This window comes from Pseudomonas sp. NPDC087185 (assembly GCF_044744955.1).
Taxonomy (GTDB): Bacteria; Pseudomonadota; Gammaproteobacteria; order Pseudomonadales; family Pseudomonadaceae; genus Aquipseudomonas.
In genome coordinates this window covers 865,549-880,101 of record NZ_JBIUZK010000001.1, presented here as the reverse complement: position 1 = coordinate 880,101, position 14,553 = coordinate 865,549, and the positions used below count along the sequence as shown (strand labels likewise).

General features: G+C 62.0%; 17 protein-coding genes. 14 read left to right on the top strand and 3 right to left on the bottom strand.

The annotated features are described in order from the left end of the window. The first annotated feature begins 2 nt into the window (after positions 1-2). The 10 genes from cyoB (at position 3) to ACIPIJ_RS04235 (ending at position 8,014) form a co-directional block, all read left to right on the top strand. Entirely contained in the window at positions 3-2,021 is a 2,019-nt protein-coding gene (gene cyoB, locus ACIPIJ_RS04280; protein WP_115273905.1) for a cytochrome o ubiquinol oxidase subunit I, read from the top strand. 3 nt (positions 2,022-2,024) lie between these two features. Then, a complete protein-coding gene (gene cyoC, locus ACIPIJ_RS04275) occupies positions 2,025-2,648 on the top strand; it encodes a cytochrome o ubiquinol oxidase subunit III (protein ID WP_401072963.1) in 624 nt (207 codons plus the stop codon). Further along, positions 2,648-2,980, top strand: coding sequence for a cytochrome o ubiquinol oxidase subunit IV (gene cyoD / locus ACIPIJ_RS04270; protein ID WP_401072961.1), 333 nt, complete (start codon positions 2,648-2,650; stop codon positions 2,978-2,980). Before cyoC ends, cyoD begins: the two co-directional genes overlap by 1 nt. Positions 2,981-2,991: 11 nt before the next feature. Further along, positions 2,992-3,879, top strand: coding sequence for a heme o synthase (gene cyoE / locus ACIPIJ_RS04265; RefSeq protein WP_400797569.1), 888 nt, complete (start codon positions 2,992-2,994; stop codon positions 3,877-3,879). 272 nt (positions 3,880-4,151) lie between these two features. After that, a complete protein-coding gene (alaC, locus tag ACIPIJ_RS04260; RefSeq protein ID WP_401072959.1) occupies positions 4,152-5,360 on the top strand; it encodes an alanine transaminase in 1,209 nt (402 codons plus the stop codon). 155 nt (positions 5,361-5,515) lie between these two features. Then, positions 5,516-5,767 (top strand): hypothetical protein, encoded by a 252-nt coding sequence (locus tag ACIPIJ_RS04255; RefSeq protein ID WP_401072957.1) that lies wholly within the window; start codon positions 5,516-5,518, stop codon positions 5,765-5,767. Positions 5,768-6,026: 259 nt separating this feature from the next. Continuing rightward, positions 6,027-6,410 (top strand): YkgJ family cysteine cluster protein, encoded by a 384-nt coding sequence (locus ACIPIJ_RS04250; RefSeq protein ID WP_401072955.1) that lies wholly within the window; start codon positions 6,027-6,029, stop codon positions 6,408-6,410. 97 nt (positions 6,411-6,507) lie between these two features. Then, the gene (locus tag ACIPIJ_RS04245; RefSeq protein ID WP_401072953.1) at positions 6,508-7,071 is read left to right on the top strand and encodes a GNAT family N-acetyltransferase; all 564 of its coding nucleotides are present in this window, start codon (positions 6,508-6,510) and stop codon (positions 7,069-7,071) included. After that, on the top strand, positions 7,068-7,607 hold the full coding sequence (locus ACIPIJ_RS04240) for a hypothetical protein (protein ID WP_401072951.1): 540 nt from the start codon (positions 7,068-7,070) through the stop codon (positions 7,605-7,607). The genes ACIPIJ_RS04245 and ACIPIJ_RS04240 overlap by 4 nt, the downstream gene beginning before the upstream one ends. A gap of 20 nt (positions 7,608-7,627) precedes the next feature. Continuing rightward, the gene (locus ACIPIJ_RS04235) at positions 7,628-8,014 is read left to right on the top strand and encodes a lysozyme inhibitor LprI family protein (protein ID WP_401072949.1); all 387 of its coding nucleotides are present in this window, start codon (positions 7,628-7,630) and stop codon (positions 8,012-8,014) included. A 125-nt stretch (positions 8,015-8,139) separates the two neighbouring features. On the opposite strand, the gene mnmH is transcribed toward ACIPIJ_RS04235, so the two are convergent. Then, positions 8,140-9,252 carry a tRNA 2-selenouridine(34) synthase MnmH gene (gene mnmH / locus ACIPIJ_RS04230; RefSeq protein WP_401072947.1) on the bottom strand — a complete coding sequence of 371 codons (1,113 nt, stop codon included), beginning with the start codon at positions 9,250-9,252 and terminating at the stop codon, positions 8,140-8,142. Beyond that, on the bottom strand, positions 9,252-10,286 hold the full coding sequence (selD, locus tag ACIPIJ_RS04225) for a selenide, water dikinase SelD (protein WP_401072945.1): 1,035 nt from the start codon (positions 10,284-10,286) through the stop codon (positions 9,252-9,254). Before selD ends, mnmH begins: the two co-directional genes overlap by 1 nt. A gap of 127 nt (positions 10,287-10,413) precedes the next feature. On the opposite strand from selD, the gene ACIPIJ_RS04220 reads away from it, so the two are divergent. From ACIPIJ_RS04220 to phnE, 4 genes are read left to right on the top strand one after another with little or no spacing between them, the layout of a single operon-like run. After that, a complete protein-coding gene (locus ACIPIJ_RS04220) occupies positions 10,414-11,268 on the top strand; it encodes a putative selenate ABC transporter substrate-binding protein (protein ID WP_401072943.1) in 855 nt (284 codons plus the stop codon). Then, entirely contained in the window at positions 11,265-12,059 is a 795-nt protein-coding gene (locus tag ACIPIJ_RS04215) for a phosphonate ABC transporter ATP-binding protein (RefSeq protein ID WP_401072941.1), read from the top strand. Before ACIPIJ_RS04220 ends, ACIPIJ_RS04215 begins: the two co-directional genes overlap by 4 nt. Next, on the top strand, positions 12,053-12,880 hold the full coding sequence (locus ACIPIJ_RS04210) for a PhnE/PtxC family ABC transporter permease (protein ID WP_401072939.1): 828 nt from the start codon (positions 12,053-12,055) through the stop codon (positions 12,878-12,880). The genes ACIPIJ_RS04215 and ACIPIJ_RS04210 overlap by 7 nt, the downstream gene beginning before the upstream one ends. Then, positions 12,877-13,644, top strand: a complete 768-nt coding sequence (gene phnE / locus ACIPIJ_RS04205; protein WP_401072937.1) for a phosphonate ABC transporter, permease protein PhnE — start codon at positions 12,877-12,879, stop codon at positions 13,642-13,644. The genes ACIPIJ_RS04210 and phnE overlap by 4 nt, the downstream gene beginning before the upstream one ends. On the opposite strand, the gene ACIPIJ_RS04200 is transcribed toward phnE, so the two are convergent. Continuing rightward, positions 13,607-14,539: a bestrophin family protein gene (locus ACIPIJ_RS04200; protein ID WP_401072935.1), complete on the bottom strand. Its 933-nt coding sequence runs from the start codon at positions 14,537-14,539 to the stop codon at positions 13,607-13,609. The two genes, phnE and ACIPIJ_RS04200, sit on opposite strands and share 38 nt — an antisense overlap. Between the last annotated feature and the right edge of the window lie 14 nt (positions 14,540-14,553).

The following is a 14,553-nucleotide window of genomic DNA, read 5'->3' as shown; positions in this document are numbered from 1 at the left end:
AGATGTTCGGTAAATTAAGCCTGGAGGCGATACCCTATCACGAGCCGATAGTCATGGTGACGCTTGCCATGATCGCGCTCGGCGGTATCGCTGTCGTCGGCCTTATCACCTATTTCCGCAAGTGGACCTACTTGTGGACCGAGTGGCTGACCACGGTCGACCACAAGAAAATCGGGGTGATGTACATCATCGTCGCGATGGTCATGCTGCTGCGCGGCTTCGCCGACGCCATCATGATGCGTACCCAGCTGGCTGCTGCCACCGGCGGCTCCGAAGGCTACCTGCCGCCTGAACACTATGACCAGATCTTCACCGCTCACGGTGTGATCATGATCATCTTCATGGCGATGCCGTTCTTCACCGGCCTGATGAACCTGGCGGTTCCTCTGCAGATCGGTGCACGTGACGTTGCCTTCCCGTTCCTGAACTCCCTGAGCTTCTACCTGCTGCTGGCAGGCGTGCTGCTGGTCAACATCTCCCTGGGCGTCGGCGAATTCGCCAAGACCGGTTGGGTTGCCTATCCGCCGCTCGCGGGCATCCAGTACAGCCCTGGGGTGGGTGTCGACTACTACATCTGGGCGCTACAGCTATCCGGATTGGGTACGACACTGACCGGTGTGAACTTCCTCGTCACCGTGATGAAGATGCGCGCACCTGGCATGAAACTGATGGACATGCCGATCTTCACCTGGACCTGCACCTGGGCCAACGTGCTGATCGTCGCTTCCTTCCCGATCCTGACCGCTGCACTCGCACTGCTGACTGTTGACCGTTATCTGGACTTCCACATTTTCACCAACGAGCTTGGTGGGAACCCGATGATGTACGTCAACCTGTTCTGGGCGTGGGGTCACCCTGAGGTTTACATCCTGATCCTGCCGGCCTTCGGCGTGTTCTCGGAAGTGACTTCGACCTTCTCCGGCAAGCGTCTGTTTGGCCACCACTCGATGATCTACGCATCGGGCGCTATCGCCATCCTGGGCTTCGCGGTCTGGCTGCACCACTTCTTCACCATGGGTGCCGGCGCCAGCGTCAACACCTTCTTCGGCCTGGCGACGATGCTGATCTCCATTCCGACGGGTGTGAAGCTGTTCAACTGGCTGTTCACCATGTACCAGGGCCGTGTGCGTTTCACCGCACCGATGATGTGGACCCTGGGCTTCATGATCACCTTCTCCATCGGTGGCATGACTGGCGTCCTGCTGGCTGTTCCAGGTGCTGACTTCGTTCTGCACAACAGCCTGTTCGTAATTGCTCACTTCCACAACGTGATCATCGGTGGTGCGGTATTCGGCTACATTGCCGGCTTCGCCTTCTGGTTCCCGAAAGCCTTTGGTTTCACCCTGAACGAGAAGTGGGGCAAAGCTGCCTTCTGGTTCTGGATCTCGGGCTTCTACGTTGCGTTCATGCCGCTGTACGCCCTGGGCTTCATGGGCATGACCCGTCGTCTGAACCACTCCGACAACCCGCTGTGGGAACCCTACCTGTACGTTGCCGTCGTCGGCGCCGTGCTGATCCTGTTCGGTATCGCTTGCCAGCTGATCCAGATCTACGTTTCGGTCCGCGACCGCAACCAGAACCTGGACGTGACCGGCGACCCATGGGGCGGCCGTACCCTGGAATGGTCGACTTCGTCGCCACCTCCGTTCTACAACTTCGCTCACATGCCTGAGAAAGTTGGCCTGGACTGCTGGCACGAAGCCAAGGAAGCCGGTGTGGCTTACAAGGCACCGGGCAAGTACGAGCCGATCCACATGCCGAGCAACACTGCTACCGGCTTGTTCATGGGCCTGTTCCTGACCGTCTTCGGCTTCGCTTTCATCTGGCACATCTGGTGGCTGGTGGGCGCGAGCCTGGTTGCAACCATCGCTGTCTTCGTTCGCCACGCTGCTCGTGACGACCAGGGCTACATGGTTCCGGCCGAAGAAGTGGCGCGCATCGAAGGCGAGCGCATGAAAGCGCTGGCCAAAGCAGGTGCTCTGCCTGCCGGCGCACGTGTCGAATCGTTTGAGCGGGTGTAATCAATGTCCAGTCAAGTAATCCACGGTGCTGCTCATGGTCACGACCATGGGCATGACGACCACCACCACGACTCGGGCCAGATGACCGTACTCGGTTTCTGGCTGTACCTGATGACCGACTGCATCTTGTTTGCGTCGCTCTTCGCCACCTACGCGGTGCTGTCCGGCAGTTTTGCCGGCGGCCCGTCGGGTCATGACATCTTCCAGCTCGACTTCGTGCTGGTTGAAACCGCGTTCCTGCTGCTGTCCTCGATCACCTTCGGCTTCGCCATGCTGAAGATGTTCGATGGCAAGAAAGCAGGCGTGCTGGGCTGGTTGGCAGTGACCTTCCTGTTCGGCGCAGGCTTCATCGCGATGGAAATCTACGAGTTCCATCACCTGATCGCCGAGGGCTTCGGCCCGCAGCGCAGTGGCTTCCTGTCGGCGTTCTTCGCCCTGGTAGGCACCCACGGTCTGCACGTGACTGCCGGCCTGATCTGGATGGCAATCATGATGTACCAGATCAGCAAGCACGGCATCACGCCGACCGCCAAGACCCGCATGAGCTGCCTGAGCCTGTTCTGGCACTTCCTGGACGTGGTCTGGATCTGCGTATTCACCGTCGTCTACCTGCTGGGGGTTCTGTAATGGCTAACGCACACGACACTCATCACGAAGGTAACCACGGTAGCGTCAAGTCCTACATGGTCGGCTTTGTACTGTCGATCATCCTGACCGCAATCCCGTTCGGCCTGGTGATGTTCCCAAGCCTGCCGAAGAACCTGACCGTCCTGGTCGTGGTGGCCATGGCCGTCATCCAGGTGGTGGTACACCTCGTGTACTTCCTGCACATGGACCGCTCGAAAGAGCAGCGTTCCAACGTGTCGACGTTCCTGTTCACCACCATGGTGATTGCACTGCTGGTCGGCCTGTCGCTGTGGATCATGTTCAGCATCCACTACGAAATGATGGCCAAGTGAGGTAAGACTGCATGTCCGTTAAGCACTTTATCCAAATCACCAAACCGGGGATCATTTTCGGTAACGTGCTTTCCGTGGCAGGCGGTTTCTTCCTTGCCGCGAAGGGCCATGTGGACTTCGCCCTGTTCCTGGCGGTGGTGGTAGGGACTTCCCTGGTGGTTGCGTCCGGTTGCGTGTTCAACAACTGCATCGACCGCGACATCGACATCAAGATGGAACGTACCAAGAACCGCGTCATGGTCCAGGGCGGCATGTCGCTGACCCTCGCGCTGGTCTACGCCACCCTCCTCGGGGTGGCCGGCTTCAGCCTGCTGTATGTCCAGGCCAACCCGCTGTCGGCGTTCTGCGCACTCATCGGGTTCATCGTCTACGTCGGTTTCTACAGCCTCTGGCTGAAGCGCAAATCGGTGCACGGCACCTTGGTTGGCAGCCTGTCCGGTGCCATGCCTCCGGTGATCGGCTACTGCGCCGTGAGCAACAGCTTCGACCTGGCTGCCGTGACCCTGCTGGTGATGTTCAGCCTGTGGCAGATGCCGCACAGCTTCGCGATCGCGATCTTCCGCTTCAAGGATTACAGTGCTGCCAACATTCCGGTCCTGCCGGTGGCGCGCGGCATCCTCGCGGCGAAGAAGCAGATCGTGCTCTACGTGCTGGCCTTCGTGCTCGCCACCCTGATGCTTACCCTCGGCGGTTACGCCGGCCTCGGCTACATGGCCGTGGCAGCTGCCATGGGCCTGTACTGGCTGTACATGGCCTGGGGTGGTTACAAGGCCGAGGACGACAGCAAGTGGGCCCGCAAGGTATTCGGCTTTTCCATCCTCACCGTCACTGCCTTGAGCGTGATGATGTCGGTGGACAGCCAGACTGCCGCGGACGTGCTGATGACCTACGCGCGCTGATACAGTCGCCTGTTACACGAAAAACCCGGCCTTGGTGCCGGGTTTTTTTATGGGTGTTTTCCCATGCCGGCCTCTTCACGGGTAAACCCTCGAAAGTGCCGCCCTGAAAGCATAAATCGCTAGTTTTCAAAATATACGTCTGAAAAATTATAATAAAACAGGAAATTGTCCTTTACACGCATCATCTTTCGGCACTATCTTCTGATGCAGGCCGCCGCTGTGGCCTACGTCGCTCGGACGGTTCCGGGCGCTTACGTCTTGTAGAGGAAACCATGGCCAACCCAGGTTCGCCGCGCCGCTTTGCGCGCATTGATCGTCTCCCACCTTATGTGTTCAACATCACTGCCGAGCTCAAGATGGCTGCCCGCCGCCGTGGCGAGGACATCATCGACCTGAGCATGGGCAACCCCGACGGTGCCACGCCGCCGCACATCGTCGAGAAGCTGGTGCAGGTTGCCCAGCGTGAAGACACCCATGGCTACTCCACCTCCCGCGGCATCCCGCGCCTGCGCCGGGCAATCTCCAACTGGTACAAGGAACGTTACGAGGTCGACATCGACCCGGAAAACGAAGCCATCGTCACCATCGGTTCCAAAGAAGGCCTGGCGCACCTGATGCTCGCCACCCTCGACCAGGGTGACACCGTGCTGGTGCCCAACCCGAGCTACCCGATCCACATCTACGGCGCTGTCATCGCAGGTGCGCAGGTGCGATCGGTGCCGCTGGTGCCGGGTGTGGACTTCTTCAACGAGCTGGAGCGGGCGATCCGCGAATCGATCCCCAAGCCGAAGATGATGATCCTGGGCTTCCCGTCCAACCCGACCGCGCAATGCGTGGAGCTGGACTTCTTCGAGCGCGTGGTGGCCTTGGCCAAGCAGTATGACGTCCTGGTGGTGCACGACCTGGCCTACGCCGACATCGTCTACGACGGCTGGAAAGCCCCCTCGATCATGCAGGTACCGGGCGCCAAGGACATCGCCGTGGAGTTCTTCACGCTGTCCAAGAGCTATAACATGGCCGGCTGGCGGATCGGCTTCATGGTCGGCAACCCCGAGCTGGTCAGCGCCCTGGCGCGCATCAAGAGCTACCACGACTACGGCACCTTCACCCCGCTGCAAGTCGCGGCCATCGCCGCCCTGGAAGGCGACCAGCAGTGCGTGCGCGACATCGCGGAGCAGTATCGCCAACGGCGCAACTTGCTGGTCAAAGGCCTGCACGAGCTGGGCTGGATGGTGGAGAACCCCAAGGCATCCATGTATGTCTGGGCCAAGATCCCTGAGCAGTACGCTCACTTGGGGTCGTTGGAGTTTGCCAAGAAGCTGCTGGCCGAGGCCAAGGTCTGTGTCTCACCGGGAATCGGCTTTGGTGAGTACGGTGACGACCACGTGCGCTTTGCCTTGATTGAAAACCAGGACCGGATTCGCCAGGCCATTCGCGGTATCCGCCAGATGTTCCGGGCCGACGGGTTGGCCATCAAGTAAGTCAGCGCTTCAGAAATGCCGCAGGTGGGGTCTCGACTCTTGCCAGCAACCATCCGGGGCGTGAGTTCAGCGACTGGATCGTCGTCGATGGCCCCGGTAGCGGCAACTGGCAGGCGGACGAACTGGTCGTAAGGCCTGGCGGCTAGTCCAAGCCTATGGGCAAGATCTTCGGATTTGGCTGGAAAGAGAACGTTGCCCACGCGCTGCAGATGATCAAAGGCTCCAGTGAGTGGCAACGTGAAAACCGCAGCGAGGTTGAGTACAACCTGCTGAACAGGGCTGGCATACCTACCCCCCAAGCAACCAGAAACGGTTTGCGGGGTAGGCTTGATAGCATCGAATTCAATCACATGCTCGATCAGCGCTTGCCGCTGGGCAGGGCTCATCGTCGAACCTGGGGCGCATGAGCAGTAGGCCTTGCGATTTTCAGCGGGTGAGGTTTCCCGCGGGTAGTGAGGGGTGTTTCTGCACCCCACCGCCTAATCAAGGCGCGCAAAGCAAATGGGGGGCGGCGAAGGCTGGCCTTAGCCTGCTGGGTTGTCACGTGACAGGGGCGGATCAACGGTAATCTTTTTTGCACTTCCCCTCTTCTCAGGCGCCCCGGCTTCGATTACAAATGGCGCCGCGGGCCAGCCCCGATAACAATAACCTTCCCTCCGTGCCATCATGTCCGAATATAACCCTTGCCTTGACTGCGGCGCGTGCTGCGGGTATTTCCGTGTGTCTTTCTTCTGGGGCGAATGCCAGTCCGCCGGTGGCGTAGTGCCGGATGACCTGGTGGTACAGATCAACCCGACCCGGGTCGCGATGATCGGCACCGATGCCAAGCCTTGCCGGTGTGTCAGCCTGCAGGGCGAGATCGGTACCGAGGTGGCGTGCACCATCTACGCCAACCGTTCCAGCCCATGCCGCGAGTTCGATGCGTCATGGGAAGGCGGTGTGCATAACCCCAGCTGCGACGATGCGCGAGCGGCCTATGGCCTGCCACCGCTGACGCCACCGGGTGCGAACGAACCGCATTGGCCGGATGACGGCGCCGAGGTGGCCTGAGCCCCTCTCGGGGTGGCGGCCGCGCAGTCGCGAGGTGCTTGAACACGCCGCATGACGTTAGACTGTCATCTCCCCAGCAATGGACAGGAGATCCGGCGTGACCCCACCCCGCAGTTTCCCTAGCGACCTCTGCCTCGACAGCCCGCGTCTGCAGTTGCGCCCGATGCGCCACGCCGATGCCGAACAATGGCTGACGATCATGGCCGACCCCGAGGTCATGCGTTATTGGCACCATGCCCCTTGGCAAAACCTGGCAGAGGCCGAGAGTGCCCTGGCCGCCGACCGTGAAGCCTATGCCAACGGTGACCAGCTCAAGCTGGGCATGTACCGCCGCGACAACGGCGAGCTGATCGGCATGGTTCAGTTGTTCAATATCGACGATGTGTCCCGCCGTGGCGAGATCGGCTACTGCCTGGCCAGCGCGGTGCAGGGCAGGGGTTACATGGACGAGGCATTGACCTGCTTCATCGACTACCTCGCCCACACCTTGCACATGCGCCGCCTGGAAGGCGAGATCGACCCGCGCAACCAGGGTTCGGCACGTACCCTCGAACGCCAGGGCTTTGTGCTGGAAGGCACGCTGCGCGCTCGCTGGTGCGTTGCAGGTGAACTGTCCGATTCGGGTATCTACGGGTTGCTGCTAGAGCCACCGGTTGCATGACGGCTTTCTACCTCACCTTCAGCCTCGCCCTGTACCTGCTCGGCCTCTGTTTCGATGGCGCGCTGATGAGCGCCGGCAGGCACATGCCGGCGCTGCAAATGCTGCTGTACGGGCCGTGGGGCATCCCATTCGGCTTGTTTCAGTGGTTTGCCAACCCGTTGTTGGCGGTGGCGATCCTGGCCCATCGGCGTTTCCGGCGCCTTGCCCTGGTGGCCGGGTTGGCGGCGCTGTACCTGGCGGCCAGCAGCTTCGGCATTGAACGTTTGCCGGACAACATCAGCTACGACTTCCAGGACCGCACAGGCTTTGGTGCCGGTTTCTACCTGTGGTTGGCCTCCATCGTGGTGTTTTGTGCAGGGCAGGCCTGGCATGTGTGGAAGGCGCGCACTGCCGAAGACGTGCCAGGTTGGCGCTGGATCGACGTGGCGCTGATAGCAGCGCTTGCCCTGGCTGTGTACGCCGCCACCCAAATGCCGTCGCTGCGCTTCGAGCCGGGCAAGGTGCTGATGCCGCCGCAGCAGCCGCAAGCGTTTTGATCTTCACCAGGAGGGTTACGATGAAAAAGCAGTATCTGATGGGGTTGGCCTTGGTGTTTGGCATGCCGATGGCGATGGCTGAGGATAACTCGCCCAGCTACACCCAGTGCATGGACAAGGCCTCCAGTACGGTGGCCATGAGCAGCTGCATTGGCGCCGAAACCACGCTGCAGGACGAGCGTTTGAATCGGGCTTACAAGCAGCTGCTGGCCAAGCTCGAAGCGTCGCCGCAGAAGAACCTGCGCGACGTGCAGCGACAGTGGATCGCCTACCGCGATGGCAACTGCAAATTCCACGTGCAGGCGAGCGGGGGAACGATGGCGCAGCTTGAAGGCGCCCTGTGTCTGATGGACATGACCCGCGAGCGGGCGGCGGAGCTGGAGCGGGTGCTCAGCCCAGGGCAGTGATGTTGCCGGTGCGGGCCTCTTCGCGGGTAAACCCGCTCCTACAAGGGCTGCGCTGCACCTGAGGGCTGTGCAATACCTGTAGGTGCTGGCTTGCCGGCGATGGGGGCGAGAAACGGCCCTGTTTTTTATATGTGAGCACCGCGCAGCGCCCGGGCCTTGAGGTATTCGCGCACCTCCAGCGCATCCCCGGCAAACTCGATCCGGTCAGCTTTGGCGCTACGCTGATAGGCGTACATCGGGTCGTAATACTCCTTCAGCAATCCCTCGATCCATCCGCGGTGCAGGTCTATCGCACCGCACTGCTGCTGCTCATGCAGCGCTTGGCGCAGTCTCTCGGACAGCCGCTGGAAACGCTCGCCACCCAAGCGTTTCTGGATATTGGCCATGCTCTGCAGCATACGCTCGGCGAATAGCCGATGGCCGAGTTGCTCGCCATGCAGCGCCACGAACTCGGCGCTCAGGTTGATTACGTAGTCGCGCAGGATGCGCTCCACACGGTTCTGGAAGCTGTCCTCCAGCCACACCATCGGGTACTGCTGCATACCCTGGTACAGCGCCAATGGCACCGTGCAGCTGCCGACGATGCGGCCTTCATCTTCCAGCACGAACTGCCCGATGCCGCGGGCACGTTTTTTCAGTACATCGATCGCCAGCGTGTTCTCGAAGTCGATTTGCGCCGGCTGCGCGGTGGCGCGCTTGCCGAAGCTGGAACCGCGGTGGTTGGCATGGCCTTCGAGGTCGAGCACGTTGTTCAACTGGTGCAGCACATCGGTCTTGCCAGTGCCGGTGAGGCCACCCAGCAGTACGAATTCGCACTGTTCGACAGCCTGTTCGGTGGTCTCCAGCAGGAAGGTGCGCAGCGCCTTGTAACCGCCTCTGATCCGCGGGTAATCGATTCCCGCCTCATCGCGTAGCCACTGCTGGACGATCAGCGAACGCAAGCCGCCGCGAAAGCAGTAGAGGTAGCCGTTGGGGTTGGCCCTGGCGAAGTTGGCCCAGGCCTGCAGGCGCTCACGCTTGGTGGTGCCGCTGACCAGTTGATGGCCGAGGGTGATGGCCGCGGCCTGGCCCTGCTGCTTGTAGCAGGTGCCAACCTTCTGCCGTTCCTGGTCAGTCATCAGCGGCAGGTTGACGACGCCGGGGAAGGCGCCCTTGGCAAATTCGATTGGCGCGCGCATGTCCATCATCGGCGCGTCGTCGAGGAACAGCTGGCGAAAGTCGGTGCAGTCGGGACGCATCAGAGCACCTCGACTGCGTGGCTCTGTCGCGCGGTCAATGTGCCGATTGGCAAGAGCGAGAGCCCCAGTTCGGCCGCCGCGGCGAGGAATGCCTCCTCACCTTCAGGGTTGACCGCCACCAGCAAGCCGCCGCTGGTCTGCGGATCGCACAGCAGGTGCTTCTGATCATCGCTGAGCGGGCCGATCTTGTGCCCGTAGCTTTCGAAGTTGCGCAGGGTGCCGCCAGGGATGCAGCCTTCGGCCAGATAGTGTTCGACGCTCGGCAGCCGAGGCACGGCGGCGTAGTTCAGGTGCGCGGTGAGCCCGCTGCCCTCGGCCAGTTCGACCAGGTGGCCCAGCAGGCCGAAACCGGTCACATCGGTCATTGCCTTCACGCCGTCGAGCTTGCCGAAGCGGCTGCCGGGGGTGTTGAGGGTGCACATCCAGTCACGGGCCAGGCCCTGGTCCTGTTCGCGCAGCTTGGCCTTTTTCTCGGCGGTGGTAAGGATGCCGATGCCCAGGGGTTTGGTCAGGTACAGACGGCAGCCCGCTGTGGCGGTGTCGTTACGCTTGAGGTGGCGTTTGCTGACCACGCCGGTCACGGCCAGGCCAAAGATCGGCTCGGGGGCGTCGATGGAGTGGCCGCCCGCCAAGGGAATACCGGCTTCAGCGCACACGGCGCGGCCACCGCGGATTACTTCGCGGGCGACCTCCGGCGGCAGCACGTTGACCGGCCAGCCGAGGATGGCGATGGCCATCAGTGGGTCGCCGCCCATGGCGTAGATGTCGCTGATGGCGTTGGTGGCGGCGATGCGGCCGAAATCGTAGGGGTCATCGACGATCGGCATGAAGAAGTCGGTTGTAGAGACAACCCCGCGCTCGTCGTCCAGAGCGTATACGGCGGCATCATCACGCGAAGCGTTGCCGACCCACAGGTTCGGGTCCAAGGCCTGTGTACCACTCTCGGCCAGGATCACGTCCAGTACCTTGGGGGAGATCTTGCAGCCACAGCCTGCACCATGGCTGTACTGGGTCAGGCGAATCGGCTCGCTCATACGCACCTCAGGGAATCAAATTGTTGCGCGATTGTAGCAAAGCTGGCCTTTGTGCCATGCGCCCTTATACTTTCCACGCGCGGCGCGGATCGCCGCCTATTCCCCGCTATTGAACCGGAGTCTTCCCATGCTCAAACGCCCAATGGCGCTCGCCGCCGGCCTAGTCCTGTCCTGCTGTGCCGTTGTCGCGCAGGCCGCTGATACCTTGCGGGTCAGCGCCATCCCCGACGAAGCGCCAACCGAGTTGCTGCGCAAGTTCGAGCCGCTGGGCAAGTACCTGTCTCAGCAATTGGGGATGGAGGTGAAGTTCGTGCCGGTGGCCGACTATCCCGCAGTGGTCGAATCGCTGGCCAGTGACCGGCTGGACCTGGCATGGCTGGGGGGCTTCACTTTCGTCCAGGTGCATCTGAAAGACCCGACAGCCACGCCATTGGTGCAGCGTGAGCAGGACGCCAAGTTCACCTCCAAGTTCATCACCGCCAACCCGGATGTGAAGAGCCTGGCCGACCTCAAGGGCAAATCGTTTGCCTTCGGCTCCATCTCCTCTACCTCTGGCAGCCTGATGCCGCGCTACTTCATGCTCAAGGAAGACAACATCAAGCCTGAGAGCTATTTCAGCCGCGTAGCCTACTCTGGCGCCCACGACGCCACCGTGGCCTGGGTGCAGGCGGGCAAGGTCGATGGTGGTGTGCTCAATGCCAGTGTGTGGCAGAAGCTGGTCGATGCCGGCAAGGTCGACACCAGCAAGGTCAAGGTGTTCGCCACCACGCCGGAGTACTTCGACTACAACTGGACCGTGCGCGGCAACATGGCCCCGGCGCTGAAGGAGAAGATCAAGCAGGCCTTCCTCGCGCTGGACCCGGCCAACCCGGAGCACAAGGCGATTCTCGACCTGCAGGCCGCCAGCCGTTTCATCGAGACCAAGCCTGAGAACTATGCGGGCACCGAGCAAGCTGCACGCGAGGCCGGCCTGCTCAAGTGACTATCAACCTGCATGGCGCAGGCCTGCGCCACGGTACTGTGCGCGCGCTTGAGGCGGTGTCCCTGCACATTGCCCAAGGCGAGCGGGTAGCGATCATCGGCCCCTCGGGCGCCGGCAAGTCCAGCCTGCTACACCTGATGGCTTCCGCGCTGCAACCCAGTGGCGGGCGCCTGGAACTGTTTGGCGAGCAGCCCTGGGCATTGTCTGCCAGGGCACGCCAGCGCCTGCGTGCGAGGATCGGCCTGGTGCACCAGACGCCCCCCTTGCCGCCCCGCCAGCGGGTGGTCACGGCGGTGCTGGCCGGCCGCCTGGGGCAGTGGAGCACACTGCAAGGCTTGCTTAACCTGCTGTATCCCACCGACGTTAGGGGCGCACGGGAAGTATTGGCCGAACTGGGCCTGGCGGAAAAACTGTTCGTTCAGTGCGGGCAACTGTCGGGTGGGCAGTTGCAGCGGGTCGGCATTGCCAGGGTGTTGTATCAGCGGCCCGAAGTGCTACTGACTGACGAACCCGTGTCGGCGATGGACCCGGTGCTTGCCGAGCACAGCCTGGCACTGCTCAACCGCCATGCCCAGGCCAATGGCGTCACCCTGGTGGCCAGCCTGCATGCCGTTGAACTGGCCTTGGCGCACTTCCCGCGGGTGATCGGTATTCGTGAGGGGCGGGTGATGTTCGACTGCCCGGCCGAGGCGGTGAGCGAACAGATGCTGGACGCTTTGTACGCCAACGAGCAGCTTGCTTCACAACCGGCGCAAGCGCCGAGCCTGGCCGTGCAGATACCGCGATGCTGAAGGCCCACGCCAGCGACCCTGCAGCATTGCCTCGGCTATTGCTCACCGTGTTTGCCCTGGCCGTGTTATGGCCAGGTTTGCAGTTGAGCGAGTTGAACCCCGGTGTGCTGCTGCACGCCGAAAACCGCCAACAGATTGCCGCCTTTACCAGCGCCTTCTGGCCGCCGGCGCATGATGCCGAGTTTCTCAAGCTGCTCTACCAGGCCACGCTGCAGACCTTGGCCGTTGCCACAGCCGGCATGGCCTTTGCGTTGCTGTTGGCCATACCGGCAAGCCTGATGGCCAGCCGCGCCTTGTCGCTGCGAGCGGCATCGCGCGGTGGCCGTGGCGGCGTGATGTCGCGCCTGCTGCGGATGCCGGTGCGCGGTGTGCTGATCTTCCTGCGCAGCGTGCCGGAAATCGTCTGGGCATTGCTGTTCGTACGCGCTGTGGGCCTGGGGCCGACCGCCGGGGTGTTGGCCATCGCCATCACTTACAGCGGCATGCTTGGCAAGGTCTATGCGGAAATTTTCGAATCGGTCGACCAGCGCCCAGCGCATGCCTTGCTGCAAGCGGGCAGTGGCCGGCTGACCGCGTTTTTCTACGGCATCCTGCCAAGCGCGATGGCGGAGGTGGTGTCGTACACCGTGTACCGCTGGGAATGCGCGATACGTGCATCAGTGGTAATGGGCTTCGTCGGAGCGGGTGGTCTGGGGCAACAGATCGACCTGTCCATGCGCATGTTCGCCGGCGGCGAAGTGGCAAGTATCCTGCTGGCCTTCTTCGCCCTGGTGCTGATAGCTGACCTGCTTAGCCGCTTCCTGCGGGGGAGGCTGGCATGAACCGAATGATCAATCTTTTGCTGGTGGGCGCCATTGTCGCAGCAGTGGCCGCTTCGTTCAGCTATCTGGAACTGGACCTGCAGGCGTTGATCGGTGATGGCGGGCCAGGGCAGATGGGGGCCTACGCCAAACGCTTTCTGCACCCGGATTTATCTGCCGAGCATTTGCAGTCAGTGGCACGCGGTGCTTTGGAAACCTTGGCCATGTCGGGCTTGGGCACGTTGTTGGCCGTGGTCTTGGGCATGCTCTTGGCACTGCCTGCGGCGGGGCGTTTCGGCTGGCCGCTGCAATCGGCGGCGCGCCTGCTGCTCAATGCCTTGCGCGCCATCCCTGAACTGGTGTGGGCGGCGCTGACGGTGCTGGCTGCCGGGCTCGGGCCGAATGCCGGCACGCTGGCGCTGGCATTGCACACCTCTGGCGTGTTGGGGCGGCTGTTCGCCGAAGCGCTGGAGAACGCCCCGGCAGCGCCGGCAGCGGCGATCCGTTTGCAAGGCGGCGGGCAGCTCGCCGCGTTCTGTTTCGGCACATTACCCAACCTGTGGCCGCAACTGCTGGCCTACAGCCTGTACCGTTGGGAAAACAACATCCGCATGGCCAGCGTGCTGGGCTTTGTGGGTGCTGGCGGCCTGGGGCAAATGCTGTACACCACCCTGAGCCTGTTCCAGGAGCGGCAAGCCAGCACTGTGATCATCGCGATGCTGGTGCTGGTGCTGCTGGTGGATGCGTTCAGTGATGCGATGCGCCAGCGTTATGTGCGGGCATGACAACGTCTGCCATCAATTCCCCACATTGTGCTTCGCGCTGCATCGACTCCAGGTTGCGCTCAATGGTCTCGCAAATCGTATCCATCTGGATCTGGTGCTCACTGAAGCGGAACGGGCTCTGCAGGTCGGTGCCGATCCGTTCGATGGCCAGCAGCATGAACCCCACCACGGTCGAAGCCAGTGGGGTGAACCAGCCCAGCGACTCGACCAGCCCGATCGGTACGATCAGGCAGAACAACGAGATGAACAGCCGAGGGAAGTACACGTAAGGGTAGGGCAGTGGCGTGTTGGCGATACGCTCCATGCCGCCCTGGGCATTGGACAGGTCCACCAGCGTCGACTCCAGCCGCGCCAGGCGAATGCTGTCCAGCCGCCCGGCCTTGTATTCGCGCGCCAGCAGGGCCGCAGAGCCGCTGAGGATATCGTTGGCAAAGTTGTTCGAACGGTTGCGCCGCTCGAACTCCCCCGGCGGGATGAATGCCATCAGCTCATCCGGGCATTTCTCGCCCTTCAGGTGCGCTGCCAGGCAGTTCACGTAAGCGATATGGCGGCGCAGCAAGGTGGCCTTGGTCGGGTTCAGTCCCTCATCCGGGTCGTCGATCAGCGTCAGCGTCTGGCGTGCGAAGCTGCGCGAACTGTTCACCAGCGCGCCCCACAACGTGCGCGCCTCCCACCAACGGTTATAGGCGCTGCTGTTACGAAAGCTCACCAGCACTACCAATGCCGAACCCAGCAGCGTCAGCGGCATGAGTGGCAAGGTGAACTTGCTGTTGAAGAACAGCATGAAATCGATGGTGACCAGTACATCCCAGATCAGCAGCCAGAACAGCGACCAGCCGATGTAGCCGACTGTCTTCACCACCAGGCGGTACTTGCGGGCGATGATCTCTTTCACGCGGGGGGACCTCG

What these genes read in the sequence shown, in the direction of transcription:
- selD (WP_401072945.1), bottom strand. Translation starts at nt 10,286, where the DNA reads ATGAGCGAGCCGATTCGCCTGACCCAGTACAGCCATGGTGCAGGCTGT.
- ACIPIJ_RS04220 (WP_401072943.1), top strand. Translation starts at nt 10,414, where the DNA reads ATGCTCAAACGCCCAATGGCGCTCGCCGCCGGCCTAGTCCTGTCCTGC.
- cyoD (WP_401072961.1), top strand. Translation starts at nt 2,648, where the DNA reads ATGGCTAACGCACACGACACTCATCACGAAGGTAACCACGGTAGCGTC.
- cyoB (WP_115273905.1), top strand. Translation starts at nt 3, where the DNA reads ATGTTCGGTAAATTAAGCCTGGAGGCGATACCCTATCACGAGCCGATA.
- ACIPIJ_RS04250 (WP_401072955.1), top strand. Translation starts at nt 6,027, where the DNA reads ATGTCCGAATATAACCCTTGCCTTGACTGCGGCGCGTGCTGCGGGTAT.
- mnmH (WP_401072947.1), bottom strand. Translation starts at nt 9,252, where the DNA reads ATGCGTCCCGACTGCACCGACTTTCGCCAGCTGTTCCTCGACGACGCG.
- ACIPIJ_RS04255 (WP_401072957.1), top strand. Translation starts at nt 5,516, where the DNA reads ATGGGCAAGATCTTCGGATTTGGCTGGAAAGAGAACGTTGCCCACGCG.
- ACIPIJ_RS04235 (WP_401072949.1), top strand. Translation starts at nt 7,628, where the DNA reads ATGAAAAAGCAGTATCTGATGGGGTTGGCCTTGGTGTTTGGCATGCCG.
- ACIPIJ_RS04210 (WP_401072939.1), top strand. Translation starts at nt 12,053, where the DNA reads ATGCTGAAGGCCCACGCCAGCGACCCTGCAGCATTGCCTCGGCTATTG.
- alaC (WP_401072959.1), top strand. Translation starts at nt 4,152, where the DNA reads ATGGCCAACCCAGGTTCGCCGCGCCGCTTTGCGCGCATTGATCGTCTC.
- cyoE (WP_400797569.1), top strand. Translation starts at nt 2,992, where the DNA reads ATGTCCGTTAAGCACTTTATCCAAATCACCAAACCGGGGATCATTTTC.
- ACIPIJ_RS04240 (WP_401072951.1), top strand. Translation starts at nt 7,068, where the DNA reads ATGACGGCTTTCTACCTCACCTTCAGCCTCGCCCTGTACCTGCTCGGC.
- phnE (WP_401072937.1), top strand. Translation starts at nt 12,877, where the DNA reads ATGAACCGAATGATCAATCTTTTGCTGGTGGGCGCCATTGTCGCAGCA.
- cyoC (WP_401072963.1), top strand. Translation starts at nt 2,025, where the DNA reads ATGTCCAGTCAAGTAATCCACGGTGCTGCTCATGGTCACGACCATGGG.